The organism is Streptomyces sp. NPDC006925 (assembly GCF_042869575.1).
Classification (GTDB): domain Bacteria; phylum Actinomycetota; class Actinomycetes; order Streptomycetales; family Streptomycetaceae; genus Streptomyces.
The window spans coordinates 1-13,046 of the sequence record NZ_JBIAGB010000038.1 but is presented as its reverse complement, the minus strand read 5'-3'; the positions used below and the strand labels follow the sequence as shown (position 1 = coordinate 13,046).

Annotated in this window: 18 protein-coding genes; 4 read left to right on the top strand and 14 right to left on the bottom strand. The window is 70.8% G+C overall.

All coding sequences use genetic code 11. The features are described from left to right. Nucleotides 1–106 precede the first annotated feature (106 nt). Together ACFYNS_RS30640 and ACFYNS_RS30635 are read left to right on the top strand one after the other, a co-directional pair. Entirely contained in the window at nucleotides 107–1,033 is a 927-nt protein-coding gene (locus ACFYNS_RS30640) for a hypothetical protein (RefSeq protein ID WP_388606134.1), read from the top strand. Between the two features lie 674 nt (nucleotides 1,034–1,707). Further along, nucleotides 1,708–2,661 (top strand): hypothetical protein, encoded by a 954-nt coding sequence (locus ACFYNS_RS30635; protein ID WP_388606132.1) that lies wholly within the window; start codon nucleotides 1,708–1,710, stop codon nucleotides 2,659–2,661. On the opposite strand, the gene ACFYNS_RS30630 is transcribed toward ACFYNS_RS30635, so the two are convergent. The 14 genes from ACFYNS_RS30630 to ACFYNS_RS30565 form a co-directional block, all read right to left on the bottom strand. Beyond that, nucleotides 2,570–3,952, bottom strand: coding sequence for a hypothetical protein (locus ACFYNS_RS30630; protein ID WP_388606130.1), 1,383 nt, complete (start codon nucleotides 3,950–3,952; stop codon nucleotides 2,570–2,572). The two genes, ACFYNS_RS30635 and ACFYNS_RS30630, sit on opposite strands and share 92 nt — an antisense overlap. Nucleotides 3,953–4,020: 68 nt before the next feature. Beyond that, entirely contained in the window at nucleotides 4,021–4,662 is a 642-nt protein-coding gene (locus tag ACFYNS_RS30625; RefSeq protein ID WP_388606128.1) for a hypothetical protein, read from the bottom strand. 80 nt (nucleotides 4,663–4,742) lie between these two features. Beyond that, on the bottom strand, nucleotides 4,743–5,048 hold the full coding sequence (locus ACFYNS_RS30620; protein ID WP_388606127.1) for a hypothetical protein: 306 nt from the start codon (nucleotides 5,046–5,048) through the stop codon (nucleotides 4,743–4,745). Nucleotides 5,049–5,074: 26 nt separating this feature from the next. After that, on the bottom strand, nucleotides 5,075–5,410 hold the full coding sequence (locus tag ACFYNS_RS30615; protein WP_388606125.1) for a hypothetical protein: 336 nt from the start codon (nucleotides 5,408–5,410) through the stop codon (nucleotides 5,075–5,077). Next, on the bottom strand, nucleotides 5,407–6,171 hold the full coding sequence (locus tag ACFYNS_RS30610) for a hypothetical protein (protein ID WP_388606124.1): 765 nt from the start codon (nucleotides 6,169–6,171) through the stop codon (nucleotides 5,407–5,409). Before ACFYNS_RS30610 ends, ACFYNS_RS30615 begins: the two co-directional genes overlap by 4 nt. Then, nucleotides 6,172–7,254 carry a DnaB-like helicase N-terminal domain-containing protein gene (locus ACFYNS_RS30605; RefSeq protein WP_388606122.1) on the bottom strand — a complete coding sequence of 361 codons (1,083 nt, stop codon included), beginning with the start codon at nucleotides 7,252–7,254 and terminating at the stop codon, nucleotides 6,172–6,174. Then, nucleotides 7,251–7,676 carry a DUF4326 domain-containing protein gene (locus ACFYNS_RS30600; protein ID WP_388606120.1) on the bottom strand — a complete coding sequence of 142 codons (426 nt, stop codon included), beginning with the start codon at nucleotides 7,674–7,676 and terminating at the stop codon, nucleotides 7,251–7,253. The genes ACFYNS_RS30605 and ACFYNS_RS30600 overlap by 4 nt, the downstream gene beginning before the upstream one ends. Beyond that, entirely contained in the window at nucleotides 7,676–9,151 is a 1,476-nt protein-coding gene (locus ACFYNS_RS30595) for a DNA cytosine methyltransferase (protein WP_388606118.1), read from the bottom strand. Before ACFYNS_RS30595 ends, ACFYNS_RS30600 begins: the two co-directional genes overlap by 1 nt. Beyond that, nucleotides 9,148–9,417 carry a hypothetical protein gene (locus tag ACFYNS_RS30590; protein ID WP_276479336.1) on the bottom strand — a complete coding sequence of 90 codons (270 nt, stop codon included), beginning with the start codon at nucleotides 9,415–9,417 and terminating at the stop codon, nucleotides 9,148–9,150. Before ACFYNS_RS30590 ends, ACFYNS_RS30595 begins: the two co-directional genes overlap by 4 nt. Beyond that, entirely contained in the window at nucleotides 9,414–9,833 is a 420-nt protein-coding gene (locus tag ACFYNS_RS30585; protein ID WP_388606116.1) for a hypothetical protein, read from the bottom strand. Before ACFYNS_RS30585 ends, ACFYNS_RS30590 begins: the two co-directional genes overlap by 4 nt. Beyond that, on the bottom strand, nucleotides 9,833–10,102 hold the full coding sequence (locus ACFYNS_RS30580; protein WP_388606114.1) for a hypothetical protein: 270 nt from the start codon (nucleotides 10,100–10,102) through the stop codon (nucleotides 9,833–9,835). The genes ACFYNS_RS30585 and ACFYNS_RS30580 overlap by 1 nt, the downstream gene beginning before the upstream one ends. Next, nucleotides 10,099–10,380, bottom strand: coding sequence for a hypothetical protein (locus ACFYNS_RS30575; protein WP_276479333.1), 282 nt, complete (start codon nucleotides 10,378–10,380; stop codon nucleotides 10,099–10,101). The genes ACFYNS_RS30580 and ACFYNS_RS30575 overlap by 4 nt, the downstream gene beginning before the upstream one ends. 83 nt (nucleotides 10,381–10,463) lie before the next feature. Further along, nucleotides 10,464–10,625 (bottom strand): hypothetical protein, encoded by a 162-nt coding sequence (locus ACFYNS_RS30570; RefSeq protein WP_388606112.1) that lies wholly within the window; start codon nucleotides 10,623–10,625, stop codon nucleotides 10,464–10,466. A gap of 4 nt (nucleotides 10,626–10,629) precedes the next feature. Further along, nucleotides 10,630–10,971 (bottom strand): hypothetical protein, encoded by a 342-nt coding sequence (locus tag ACFYNS_RS30565; RefSeq protein WP_388606110.1) that lies wholly within the window; start codon nucleotides 10,969–10,971, stop codon nucleotides 10,630–10,632. A gap of 298 nt (nucleotides 10,972–11,269) precedes the next feature. Here ACFYNS_RS30565 and ACFYNS_RS30560 point away from each other — a divergent pair, with 298 nt between their 5' ends. Together ACFYNS_RS30560 and ACFYNS_RS30555 are read left to right on the top strand one after the other, a co-directional pair. Beyond that, the gene (locus ACFYNS_RS30560) at nucleotides 11,270–11,449 is read left to right on the top strand and encodes a hypothetical protein (protein WP_388606108.1); all 180 of its coding nucleotides are present in this window, start codon (nucleotides 11,270–11,272) and stop codon (nucleotides 11,447–11,449) included. A gap of 17 nt (nucleotides 11,450–11,466) precedes the next feature. Further along, on the top strand, nucleotides 11,467–13,046 hold a 1,580-nt coding region (locus ACFYNS_RS30555; protein ID WP_388606107.1), incomplete at its 3' end, for a DUF2637 domain-containing protein.

Below are 13,046 nucleotides of genomic sequence, written 5' to 3'. Positions count from 1 at the left end.
GAGACAGATGGCCCGCCCGATGACTGCCCTGCCCCGTAGCGGTGACGCCCTGGTGGCCTTCGCCGCTGCCCTACGAGACATGAGGACTACCGCAGGGAGCCCGTCTTTGGCCTGCATGGAAGAGCGCTGCGGCATCTCGGCAGCCTCTCTCTCCCAGGCTCACAGCGGTCGCACCCTGCCCAGCTGGCGCACCGTGGAGGGCTACGTGCGCGCATGCGGCGGAGCCCCCAGCAACTGGCATCCGCGTTGGCACAACGTCAAGCTGTCACGGCAGATCCAGCAAGCCGACACGGATGGTGAACTGCTGAAGAAGTGGGCACGCGCCCGCCGGATCATCCCCCCGCGGCGCGTGGCGAACGAGGAAGAGCTGGTCCGCCTGCTCAACTGTGTCCGCCGTTTTCACGGCCTAAGCCTCCGCGACCTCGCCCGACGGGCCCCGGGATACTCACACCACACCTACGGGGCCGCATTGCGGGGAGAGCGGCCCCTCACCGTTGAGATCCTGCGCACCTTCCTGTCCAGCTGCCACATCGAGGCCCAGACCTGGGAGCACTGGCTTGATCTGCTCACCCAGGTCCGTCCCCAGGAATCTTTGGCCGCGTTCCGGTGCGTCGAGGCTCTTCGGGCAGCGCGACGGTCCGAGCGAGGTGACGGGCTGGCTGCCGCAGTGGAGAAGCTGGAGGAGCGTTTGGAGGCCTCCCTCCCCATCTTGGCGCTCTCGCCAGGAAGCGAGCTGGTGACGCAGCGCCTTCGTAATGCCGTACACGACGTGGTGGCGCATCTCGCCAGCCGGGTGCCGGCCAAGCGGACCACGCCGGAACTTCGAAGCAGAGTCCAGCGCATGCTCTGGTGCCTGCGCGAAGGGCGGGGTCTTCTGTTCGCCGAACTGGAGGAACTGGTGGACAGCGCCCTGCCCCCAGCCGAACGGCAGCGATCCCTCGAAGCCCTGCGAAACGGCATCAGGACACTCAACCAACAAGCGCCAGAAACATCCTCGCCGCTTCCCAGAACCGTCCTGACTGGCTCCCGGTAGCGGCATCGTTGTCCGCCAGCGTAAAGCTCTGAGCAGCGGAGGTTTCATAGACGGCCCCTCGAATGAGGGGCCGTTCGGCGTCACAGGTATGAGAAGAACCGAGACTTGCGAGGCTAGCCCTCTGGTGTGAGCACGGTTGATCCGACGGGCCCGCACCAGTGCCGGCACTTCGCAAAGCTCGAATGAACTGCCAGGGCGGTGCAGTCTCCTCCCTGCCCGAAGACATCACTCGGGCATCGGGGACCCGGACTTGCGCGGCTAACTACGCGCTGGGTCAAAGTCTGTGACACCCATTCACCGCGTGCTGCCGCACGCCATGACCGAAGGTCTGACATGTCCACAACATTCAAGCTCCAACTGGCACAGGCGACGCAGTCAGAGACGCCAGCAGAGGAACAGGGTGAGTCTCCAGCCAGCCGCTCGCGCGGCGAGAACGCCCTGACGTGGGCCCAGCTGGGATTCGCCGCGTTGTGTGCGGGAGCCGGTACAGCCATCGGCCTCTCGGGGGACACCGAAGTGGGCGTTGCCCTCATTGCGGCCGGTGGCACTCCGCTGGTCTTGAGGATCGAGCGGCGCCGATAGACACAGATGTCCCGCTGGGCTCAGCCCAGCGGGACCAGTGTTCATCTGGTCCGGTTCAGACGCTGCGCGTCGTGCGCGGGTACGGTGCGGGTGTGCCAGAGTTCGCATCGATCCTCGCGCTGGAGCAGCTGCTGGACGGCTTGACCATCGGGCCGTCTCGCGCGCGTCAGCTCGCCATGGTTCGCGGGGAGATGCAGCGGGCACTGGTGCGTGGTGCGCTGCCGGTGGCGGCCCGTCACAGTCTGCGGCGGCTGCTGGAGAAGGAGGCGCTGACGCCGTACCTGCGGCTGGCGGAGTCCGGCGCGCTGCGGGCCCGCACTGTCGACGGCGGCCGTCCGCCCACCTCGGCGGCGACCAACACGGTGCGCCGTCAGTGTCTGGAGCTGCTGCGGGACGCCCTGGGGCTGCCCCGGCTCCGGCTCGCCGGCGAGGATGTCCTGCTGCAGCCCACCCCGGACTTTTCGACCCTGGCCACGCTGCGCCGTCAGCTCGACCGGGACCTGGGCGGCTGGATGCCGCCGGGGCAGGTCCGGCTGACGGCGGTGCTCACTCTGGTCCTGGATGCGGCCCTGTCCTCGGGACAGCTGTCCGGTCTGCGGCTCTCCGACCTCGCCCCCGGACGCCGTGCCGTCTCGGACGGGGCGGGTTGCGAGGTCGCCTTGTCGCCGCTGGGCCAGGCAGCGCTTGGGCGGTGGCTGCCGCTGCGCGCGGACCTGGTGCGCCGGACCCGCGGCACGTCGCGGCTGTGGGTGTCGCTGTGGCACAACCACGACGGGCACCCCGCACGGGAGGGTGCCACGCTGCACCGTCCGCCGGGAGTGCCGCTGGAGAGCAACGGGTTGGTCAGCAGCTACAGGCGGGGGCGGCGGCAGTACGGTCTGGAACGCCTGCTGCCACCGAAAATGGAGGCGCTGCGGCGGGCGGTCGAGTCGGAAGCGCCCCCCGCAGGGCTTGTTATCGCGGCATCTGCTGGAGGTACTCCAGGCGCTGCTGGGCCATCGACAGATGGCGCCGGTCCAGCGCGGGCAGGGTCCGCAGAAGACTGATCAGGTCGGGGCCGCAGTCGCGGGCCTTGGCGGGGTCCTGAATGTGGGTCCAGCAGTAGTGCGCGCTCTGCCCTGCTGTGAGGACCTCGGGTGCGTCGGTTGCCTGGTGGGCGAGGCGAGTACGCCCCGCCGCGATCCACAGGTGCGTCGCCAGTGTGAAGTCCGTGGCCATCTTGGCGAGGTCGGCACGGATCTCGAGCCACTGGGTGGCCTGCGGAGAGTCGATACCGCAGGTCTGCAGCACATGCTGTTCCCACATCTGCGCTTCCCGGGCCGCCTCCCTGTGCCTGCCAGCCTGGGCCAGGGCGTGAATACGAGGGCGGGGGTCCTGCTGGCCGGTGCCGGGCTCGGCCGGGGCTGCGGGGCGCTGAGCCGGAACCGGGGCGGGCGCGGTGGGCGATACGGGGACCGTCGGATGAGGTGCCCGCGATTCGGGGGCCAGCGCGGGTTCCGGCGCAGGCGGCCGGGTCGGGGCGGGAGCGGCGGACGGCAGCAGAGCGGGGTCGAGCGCTGGGCGGGATTCCAGCCCGGGGGCCACGTCGTCGGCGTCCGCCTCGAGGCGCCTACGCGGCAGCATCTGGGTACGGCTGGTGGGCGGTGGTGCTGGCGGGGGCGGCGCTGGCAGAGCAGCCTGCTGCGGTGCAACGGGGAGAACGAGGGTGTCCGCGGGTAGGTCGGCGGCTGCCACGACCTGGGGATGGAGCTGAGCGACGGGGCCCTCGCCCTGCCGGAGGCGCTGGGCGAGATGCCGGGTGTAGGGGCTGGGCCCGGTGACGGTCGGCGCGGTGGAAGGCGAGATGACACCGACCAGGGTCAACCCGGCGGCCAGCCGCTCGGCTTCGCCGGCGGCCAGGACACTGACGGCCTGGGGCTCGGCGACCAGGTCGACCGCCAGGGTGGTCGTCATCGGCGGTCTGTTCCGCAGCTCGGTGCGCAGCCAGTCCCACGGCAGCGCGGTGTACCGGACGGTGGGCCTGGTAGTGCCGGGCAGCGCAAGGTGCAGGGCATGGGACGTGCGATCGACCACCAGCCGGGCCGAGAGGTAGACCAGCAGGTCTCCGCTGGTGTCAGCGGCCATCTGCAACCGAGCCCGTACCAGGTGGGGGTCTCGTGCTCCGTCCAGCATCGCGACGTCGGTCGGGTCCGTGGTTCCCAGCAGCGCTTGGGCCGGGGCCGTTGCCAGCGCGGCGAGATTGTGGCTGGGCAGCAGTTGCGGTCGGCGCCGGTGAGTGGCTGTGTCGCCGGCGAGCATCAGCACATGTCCCCGCCGTCCTGCCCCCTGCGTGCTCATGGATCACACCGTACTCACGGACATAGCCCCTGACAGATATCTCTGTCAGGGGCTATGTCGTGGAGTGTTCACATGTCGATGTCGTCGTCGCCGAAGTCGACGCCCTGCGCGGTATCCCACTCACCGCCCAGGTCGATACCCGACTCACCGACGGCTGTGGGGGCAGAGCTGGCGTCCGAGAGGTCGGCCTCTGCCTGGGTCAGCACCAGGTCCTGTTCGACGGCGGCGGCCCGTTCCAGGGCGCCGTGTTCCTCCTGCAGGGCGCCCTGGCCGGGGCCGGCCTCCAGCTCCTGCTCGACGGCCGCGCGGCGCTCGGCCAGCTCGGCGGACGGTGCCAGCTCCTGCTCGTACTGGGCGAGCGTGTGGTGATAGTCGGTCTGCTCGCGCTGCACGGCCGTGTCCTGGGCGGCGATCTGCGCGGCCAGGTCCGTGGGAGCGTCCGGGCCGGTCAGCTCGCGCCACACGCTGTCGATGCGGCCCGGGGGCACATCGTCCGCGGTGGTGACTTCCTCGGTGTTGCGCAGGCCCTGACCGAAGTCGCGTTCCGCCCAGATCCGCTCCTGCCCGCTGCCCTTGATCACGCCCCGGGTGTACTGGGTGTCGCCTACCCGCTGGGTCTCGCTGATCTCGATGTCGTCCCACGTGGTGGGGACTGCGGTGAGGCTGTCGTCCTCGTAGAGGAGTTCGGCCTCGGGGACTGGCTCGTCCATATCTCTCGTTCCCTCCCTTCGACGGGTGGGGCCCCGCCGTGCAGCCGGGGCCCCACCGGGTCACGCTCAGACCTGGTTGTTCACAGCTCCACTTCGGCGTCTTCGTATTGTCGGGGGTGGAGTGCGTGGTCGTAGCCGCGCGCGGCGAACCCCTTTTCCCCGTCGCCTCGGTGCAGGCGCTCGGCCTCCTCCACTTCCTGGCAGGTGGCACTTGCGGAGAAGATCAGGTGGCGGGCATGGGCTGCTTGATGGTCGTAGGTGCTGACCTGGGCGCTGTTGTCCCGGGTGGTCCGGTGCTGGTCCAGCTCGCCGGCGGTGAGGTCGAGCTGGGCCAGTGCCGGGAGCAGTCCGGCGATGTGGCCCTGGCGGTCCTGGTCGTCAGTCATACGTCGGTCTCTCTTTCGGTCGTCGCTCAAAGCTCGAAGTCGAGGTTGTCGGGTTCTTCGTCGGCCGGGCTGGGCGGCTGCTGCCCGCAGGGCGGCCAGGCGGCTCCCTGCGGGCCGTAGACAGTGACCTGGTCGTATTCGAGGTGCGCCTGGACGTGCCCGCGGTAGACGAGTCCGCCGTCGGCCAGCAGCTGGAATGCCGGGTGTGTGAGCGGGCACTGGGAAGGGAGGACGGCGTCCCGCTCGGTGAGCGGGGTCGGGTCGATGGTCTGCCCGTCGACCGCCAGCCCATGCGCGTCGACCTGCACGACGTGGCCCTGCCACTGCTGCAGCAGGCGTCCTTGCGGCGTGGTCGGCTTCACCGGGGCGTCTGCCCGTCGCGCTCGTCGGCGGCCAGCTCGCGCGGGGCCTCGTGGCCGGCTGCCTGCAGCAGGGCTGCGACGTTCAGCTCGTTGCCCGGGGTGATCGCGCGCTGCTCGCGCATCTCGTTCGCGGCCACCAGCGCCTCGACGCTGGTGCTGATCGCCTGCGCGCGGGCCGCTTCGGTGCGGTACTGCCACTGTGCCTCGGCGACGCGGGCCTGCTGTTCGACCGCGGTGACAGCCAGACGGGTCTGGGCATCGGTCCGGGCCAGCAGCTGCTCGTGTCGCTGCTCTTGCTCCAGGCGGCGGTCGCTGCGCCACAGCGGGGCGCAGACCGCGTAGACGGCGGCGGTGCCCAGCAGCCACATCAGGACGCGCACCGTCCACAGCGGCGTCCAGGCCGCGACACCGATCAGGGCGAGCGTGCCGGCGCCCGCGAACGCGGTGCGGGTGACATCGATGCTGCCGTTCTTCTTGGCCGCGGAGACGGTGCCGGCCGCCGCGGCGAAGGCGGCCAGCAGGCCGCTGATCCACAGCGGCTGGGTGGAGCCAGCGGGCATCTGAGCGTGCCACCCCCAGGCAAGGGCGGTCGCCGCGGTGGTGACCAGTCCCGGGGCGATACGCCCCAGGTGCTCCCACAGGACCCGGAGCGCGGAGCGGGTGGGCGGCAGCGCGGCGACGCCGGGCAGGTGCGGGGCGGTGATCTGCCGCTCGTGGCTGAGCAGGTAGTCGGTCGGGTCGAAACGAACCGGCTCGTTCATTCACATCTCCATCTCGGAAGGGGCGGGGACTTCACGTGCGGGGTGAGCCGGTGGGGAGGGCTCCTTGCCGTCGGCCAGCTCGGGCTCGCGCTCGGCGTGGTGGATGCGCCGCTCGTCGGTGAGAGAGGGCTGCAGGGACTGCTCAGCGCGGACGACCAGAGCGCTGGGAGCCAGGGCGGGGGCGCGTCCGGCATCGCGCACCTGCTCCCCTGCTGTCTCCAGGCGGTCCAGCGCCGCGGTGCTCAGGACACGTGCACCCGCGTGGGCTGCGATGCCCCCGCTTCCGTGCCGGGCGAGGTCGGCCAGCAGCTGTTCGCTGGGCTGCGGGCCCCCGCGACGGGCGGCCTCCCACGCCACAGTCAGGTCATCGACCGGGGACTGGCGCTCGTGCAGCGCGGTGATCGCGCCGTAGGCGGTGCGCAGTGCAGGGTCAGCGAAGTCCTGGTCCTGCAGCCAGGGGATGTCCCCCACCTGGCGGGAGTCCCACTGCAAGGAGGCCACGACGTCGAACTCGGCCTGCAGGTCCAGCCGCTCCGGGCGGCGGGCCTGCTGAGCCTCCGGCTCCGGCAGCCGCTGGTCGTGCTGGGTGTCCAGCAGCACCCGCACCTGCTCCGGGGTGCTGAGCCACGCCTGGTGCAGCGAGGCGAACCGCTCCCGGGCAACCTGCGCCTGGCCGACCGTGTCACCGGCCTGCTCGACATCGGCCTGCTGGGCAGCGGCCCGCAGCCGGTCTCCGGTGTCCTCGACCGCGCGGTGCACGCCTCCCTCGACCGTCATGCCGCCGTACAGCGCAGCAGTGCGCGGGTTCGGGCAGGCGCCGGCCAGCTGCTGGAGACGCTGGGGCGACAGGCAGTTCCGGATGCCCCGGTCCTCGATCCGCTCCACGGCCCTGGTCACAACGGCCGGAATCTCCGCGCGCGGCACCCGGGAGAAGTCGATCGCGTGGAGCGTCCGCCACAGAGCGCCGTGATCGGGGCGGGAGAAGGCACCGGGCGGTACCCACTGCATCGCCGGGAGGATCTCGGGACGGAAGAGTGCCGCTCCCAGTAACGCCTCTTCCGCACGCCGCGTCAGCCGGGTCATCGCGCACCCTCATCGGCTCGGCGGGCCAGCACCCGGGCGTGGCACGGCTGTCCCTCGGCGCACCAGCAGCCCAGGCGTCGGCCGCGCAGCTTGGGCAGCTCTCGGGCTACGAGGTCGGCGTGCTGGTCCAGCCACTGCTCGTACCGTGCGACGACCTGCTCCGGCGTGCCGTCACGGCCGACCCGGTACGGGTTGGCGAGCAGGTGACCGGCCAGCTTCCAACCGCCCTGGTACATGGGGCGCCCGACGTAGAGCACGTCCGCGATGGAGGGATCGCCCCGGCGGCCCTTGAGGCAGACCACGGTGGTCGGCCCGGGGGCCGGGCCCGCCGCGGTGGCGGGCTCCGGCTCGGCGGCGACGACTAGGTCCAGCAGGTCCAGCTGGCGTCCGCCGTTCATCTCGGGATCGAAGGGCTTCGGCATCACAGCACCTCCGCGAGGCGCTGGCCCAGCCACTGGGCGACGTTGCAGGAGACCGCGTTCCCTGCCTGCATGGTCTGCTCGCCCTTGTTGCCCGTGACGACGTACTCGGCGGGGAAGCGCTGGGCCATCAACTGCTCGCGGGGCTGGATCATGCGGTAGTGGCAGTCCTCCAGCTGCGGCGCCGGCCCCAGCAGCCCGGCCGAGTCCACGGTGCCCAGGGTGTGCAGCGGGTCGGTCACGGACTTGGCGGCGGCGTTGCGGTAGGGGATCACCAGCCAGTGGTGCCGTCCCTGCCCGGTCACGGTGTCGACAGGCTCGTGCACGCTGCGGGAGGCGGCGTTGCGGCGCAGGGTGACGATGAAGGAGTCGTCCGCCTGCGGGGGAGTGACCAGGGACTCGAACCCTTTGGGGTTCGCCAGTCGGGTCCGCATCGGCTCGGCGGTGCTGGTGGCCGTGGTGTTCCAGGTGCCGCCGGAGGGCACCAGCACCGCGTCTCCGATCCTCACCGTGCGGGCGGAGAGAGGGGCTTGGTCGGCGGGCACGGCCCGGCCGTCGTGCCCGCCGTGGTTGACGGTCAGCACCATGCGGCGCTGGCCCAGCATCTGCAGGCCCTTGCGGATGCGCTTGACCGTGGTGGCGGCCAGGGGGCGCAGCCCCTCGGCGGCCCGGTCCCCGATCCGCACCCCCAGGTTCGACCAGTCGATGACGCTGGCGGCCGGGCGCACATACGGGTCCACGACGCTGTGGCGGCACCGGGCACCGTGGGGGCACCGATAGACGTACTGCTGCCCGTACTTGCCCAGCTTCCGGGCTCCGGGCTTCTTCCAGGACTGCACCGCGTGGACCGTCTCCTCGCACACCGGGCACCAGGCCAGCGGCCTGGGCTCGACGTCGGGCAGCGGCAGTTCGGTTCGGGTGAGCACGATGTAGATGCGGTCGCGCCACTGCGGAGCGGCCAGGTTGCCGTCCTCGCCGGCGTGTGCGGAGGAGACCGAGACGAACTGGTGGCGGTATCCGAGAGTGCGCATCCCGGCCAGCCAGACGTCGAACAGCTCCCAGTCGGCCGCTTCCATGACGTTCTCCACCAGTACGGCCTTGTAGCGGTTGACCTCGGTGGCGCGGATGACGTCCCAGAACGTGGCCCGGGTCCGGTCGAAGGCGTCCTGGGAGACCGGCCCGAACTCCTCCAGTGCCAGCTGACCGGCGCCCGGGGCTGCTTTGCGGCGACGGCCGCCCGCGGGGCTCAGCTCGGTGCAGATCGGGGAAGCCCACAGCACGTCGGTGCGAGGCAGCCGCCGCATGTCGTAGTTGTTGATGTCCGCGCACAGATGGTCGGCACTGCGGTGGTTGGCGCTGTGCGTCTCGATCGCGCGCGCCCAGTGGTTGGCAGCCAGCTTCAGCTCGAACCCGGCATCGACCAGACCGGTCGAGGAGCCGCCGGCGCCGCAGAAGATGTCCGTGAAGGTGATGCTCACTGCTCGCCTCCCGTGTCGGTGGACGGCGCGCAGTGCGCCGCGAGGTAGAGGGGGTAGTGCAGGAGGTCCTCGTGCCGTGCCCGTCGGGGCAGCCAGCGGGGACGCGGCCGGGCGCAGCGGCACGGCGGTTTCCACGCGGGCGGGTTGGCCTGGGCGACCTGGCCGCAGCGGCGGCAGTCGCACACCAGGTAGGGGAGCGGGCCGACCACAGCCGCGAGGACGGTGGTCACCTGCTCGTAGACGCGAGTGCGGAGGGTCGTCTTCACCGCAGGGCCTCCGTCCAGCGTTCGTCCAGCTGGATGCGGACCTGCTCCAGCAGCTCCTCGGAGGGGGTCCACAGCTGCAGCGCGCCCTGTGCGACCGGCACCGGCAGGGAGAGCGGGGTGACCTCCTCCAGCACCAGGTGGTGGTGACCGGGGAAGGACCAGGGGGTGCACTCCCCGTCGTCCCGGTGCCAGTCGACCAGCTGGGCAACACCGACCACGGCGCCGGTTTCGAGCGGGAGCCCTCGCAGGATCGGGCTGATCAGGGGGTGCCGCATGGCCGTCCGGTCGAGGGTCTTCGAGCTGTGGAGCAGCAGGGGGCCCCGGTAGGTGGCGAACCAGCTGCGGTTCTCGACCCGTTTGGGTCCGTGGGCGATGGCTGCGGCCCAGGGCTGGCGGATACTCAGCGCGCGGGGCATCAGCTCGCCACCTCCGCGAGGGCCTTGCCGATACCGACCAGGACGAGCGCTGCGAGCACGGCGGCCACGGCCAGCCCTCGGCTGGTAGCGCGCAGCACAGCCCAGCAGCGGATCTGCAGCAGCGAGGTGAGCGCCCAGACCGCACCGGCGTACCCGAGCAGCGCGAGAGCGGCTGCTGTCTGCAGCCCGGCTCCGGCTCCTGTGGCCAGCGCCAGGAGCAGTGCTGCGGCAGTCAGGGCGGCCAGCGCGCTGCGGTATTCGACCGTCATCGCGCCACCGCCGACTTCTGCTGGGGCAGGTGGACCTGGGGGCGGACGACCTTGACCGCGCGCAGGCACGTGGCCATCCGCTCGGCGGCGGTCTCGGGGTGGTCGCCGTAGGCGTACGCGAGGCTCGACAGCGCCGCGTCGGCGGTGCCCAGCCTGGCCTCGGCCTCCCGGATCATCTCGCCGAGGCGCTCCGGGTCGCGGGGGAAGTCGGGGGTGGGCGTGGGGGAGGAGAACAGGAAGGTGGCCAACGTCGTCGTCAGCCGGGAAGGGGTGCGCACAACAGACTCCTGGGTGCGGGCCCGCCGGACGGGGAGCAGCGGCTGCTTCTCACCCGTCCGGCGAACCAGAGAAGGGATGAGGGTCAGCGCTGTCCGGAGCCGTTGCAGCTCGGGCAGTCCTGCATCTCAAGGGACTGGTACGGCTCTCCGTCCGCACCGCAGCGGTTGACGGTGGCCATCACCTGGCCGCCGTTGCAGCCGCAGGACTGGGGAGCGGAGGACGCCTCGGGCGACTGGACGCTCATGCCGTCACCGCCCCGCGAGCACGGAGCGGCTGCCGGGGTGGGGCCGCGCCGGCTGCGGGGAGCCCTGACGGCCGTCCCGCTCGTGCGGGGTGGGGCGCATCGGCAGCTGCGGCCTGCCCTTGTCCTTCGCGTGCACCGGGTTGGCGCAGACGGCGACGCCGGTGCGGGTGACCACGCGCTCGAAGTCGCGGCAGTCCCGGCACGTCGGGCCGATCCGCCCGACGACCGCGAGACGCGGACCGGTGAGGACCGGCAGGGCGCGGACCCCCTCGGGCGACAAGCGCAGGGCCGGGAAGTCGTCGACCGTGATGTCGGCGCCGGGGATGAGGCTGAGAGACTGGCTCATGGAGATCCCTCCAGATCAGGGGTGTCCCGGGACCGGAAGGCGGTGCTACGCCTGTCCGGTCATGGCTGGGGCCGGCAAGCCCCGGTCGGAGAGGGCCGGGTCGGCAAACCCGGCCCTCTCGCACTTCCATTACCTCTCACCGTGGCCAGCTTGTCAACATTCTCGGATTCGGTTTTCCATGATTGTTGGCAAGCGTGCTTGTTGGCAGTACAGTTGCCGGGCAAGCACGGAAACCAAGAAGCCAACGAGAGGGCCTAGTGTGCTCGGAACACTGGAACGACCACCGTCAGGAGCCAAAGTGCCGCAGCAGGGCGAACCGCAGCAGACCCCCGAGTCTGAGGAGCGCGTCAACTTCTCCGCCCGCGTCCGCGCATCGACCCGCAAGCGGGCCAAGCTCTACGCCGCCGGACACGACGTCAATCTGCAGGACCTCGTCGACGCGGCGCTCGACGAGTACCTCTCCAAGCGCAACGCCTAGGGATCGGAGGTGACCTCATGGCCAACGACCAGAGTGTGAACACTCCTTCTCACTGGTCAGCGGCAGCCGACGTCGGTCCGGTGGACTGGCGGGGCACGGCCGAACGCGCCATCACCGATGCCCCGGCCTGGGTGCTGGCAGCAGTTGCCGGCGGGGTACTCATCGTCGCGCTGGTCTTCGGCTTCGCCCTCTGGAGCCGGGCATCCAAGCGCCGGGCGGAGCGGGAGCAGTACCACCGCGACCTCGTGGCCCAGGCACGCGAGGATGGGCAGCCGCTCCCGCCCGAGCCCCTGCAGATGGACTACAAGCCGCTGCTGGGCGGGTTCGCGGTCAGCCTCCATGGCCTGTGGGGCTTCGCGACGCAGACGGCCGACTTGTCGTTCTTCTTCGCCATCGGCTTTATGTCGATGTTCGACATCCTTCAGCTGCGGCTGTTCTCGCAGATGTTCCGGATGGCCGACCCCCGCAAGGGCTGGACCCGCCCCATGCGGGTCATGCGAGCCACGGCCTGGTGCTTCGTCCTCCTGTCCGCAGTGGCGAACTTCCAGCACGCGCCGAACATCTGGTCGGCGCCCTGGCTGGCCGCGATGCCGATCGGTGCCGCGTGGGTCATCCAGGTCCCGCTGAAAAACGCCCTGGACAGCGACGACCCGGAGGAGCAGGAGAAGCGCCCCGAAGGCGTCAAACCGGGCCCGCTGCGGCTGATCGGCCTGCTGTGGCGGCGTCTGTGGGCCTACTTCTTCCGCAAGGCCGGTCTGGACGTCACCGACCGCGCGGACGAGATGGTCCGCCGGGCCCGCGCCCGGGATGCGGCTGACGCCTCGTACGCCCTGCGCGGCGTCCTGACGGAGAAGCAGGAGCTGGAACTCGCGGTAGAACGCGCCACGACTCCCGGCCTGGACGGGAAGCCGATGTCCCGCGGCCAGCTGCAGCAGGCCCAGAAGCGGCTGGTGGCGCTCAACAAGGAGCTGAAGACGAAGGTCCGTCCCCGGGCACAGTCCGCTCTGGAGCTGGCAGACACGCAGGACCCGGAACAGGGACTGCAGCTGATGCAGCGTATGGCCTGGCTGACGAACGCCGACGATGTCGCGATGCTGGACTACGGCCCGGAAAGCCCGGCGATGGAGAAGCTGGAGCAGCTGAACATCGCCGCGAACGCGGACTTCGTCAAGTCCTCGAAGCGTGCCAGGAGCGCCGAGGACGCGGCGGCCGAGGCGGAGCGGCGCATGGACGCCGCCGAACAGAAGGTGACCGAAGCCCAGGAGCAGCTGGATGAGGTGCTGGGACGTCTCGAGTCCGCGGAGAAGGAGGCCACGGAGGAGCAGGACCGTCTGCAGAAGGCGGTCGAGGAACGGGAGCGGCTCGAGGAGAGCGATACGAGGGCCGATCAGCTCTACCGGCAGGTCAAGGAGGAGCTGGACCGGACGCGCGAGCAGTTGCAGACCCTGCAGGAGGAGCGCACCGAGCTGAGCACGTCCAGCGGCAGGGTCCAGGAGCGGCTGGAAGCCCTGGTCCAGGAACGGGACCAGCTCGCCGAGAAGGCACACGAAGCCAAGGAGGAGCTGGACCGGACGCGCGGGCAGTTGCAGACCCTGCA

What these genes read in the sequence shown, in the direction of transcription:
- ACFYNS_RS30605 (WP_388606122.1), bottom strand. Translation starts at nt 7,254, where the DNA reads ATGACCCGGCTGACGCGGCGTGCGGAAGAGGCGTTACTGGGAGCGGCA.
- ACFYNS_RS30625 (WP_388606128.1), bottom strand. Translation starts at nt 4,662, where the DNA reads ATGGACGAGCCAGTCCCCGAGGCCGAACTCCTCTACGAGGACGACAGC.
- ACFYNS_RS30570 (WP_388606112.1), bottom strand. Translation starts at nt 10,625, where the DNA reads ATGAGCGTCCAGTCGCCCGAGGCGTCCTCCGCTCCCCAGTCCTGCGGC.
- ACFYNS_RS30610 (WP_388606124.1), bottom strand. Translation starts at nt 6,171, where the DNA reads ATGAACGAGCCGGTTCGTTTCGACCCGACCGACTACCTGCTCAGCCAC.
- ACFYNS_RS30600 (WP_388606120.1), bottom strand. Translation starts at nt 7,676, where the DNA reads ATGCCGAAGCCCTTCGATCCCGAGATGAACGGCGGACGCCAGCTGGAC.
- ACFYNS_RS30620 (WP_388606127.1), bottom strand. Translation starts at nt 5,048, where the DNA reads ATGACTGACGACCAGGACCGCCAGGGCCACATCGCCGGACTGCTCCCG.
- ACFYNS_RS30580 (WP_388606114.1), bottom strand. Translation starts at nt 10,102, where the DNA reads ATGACGGTCGAATACCGCAGCGCGCTGGCCGCCCTGACTGCCGCAGCA.
- ACFYNS_RS30630 (WP_388606130.1), bottom strand. Translation starts at nt 3,952, where the DNA reads ATGAGCACGCAGGGGGCAGGACGGCGGGGACATGTGCTGATGCTCGCC.
- ACFYNS_RS30585 (WP_388606116.1), bottom strand. Translation starts at nt 9,833, where the DNA reads ATGCCCCGCGCGCTGAGTATCCGCCAGCCCTGGGCCGCAGCCATCGCC.
- ACFYNS_RS30565 (WP_388606110.1), bottom strand. Translation starts at nt 10,971, where the DNA reads ATGAGCCAGTCTCTCAGCCTCATCCCCGGCGCCGACATCACGGTCGAC.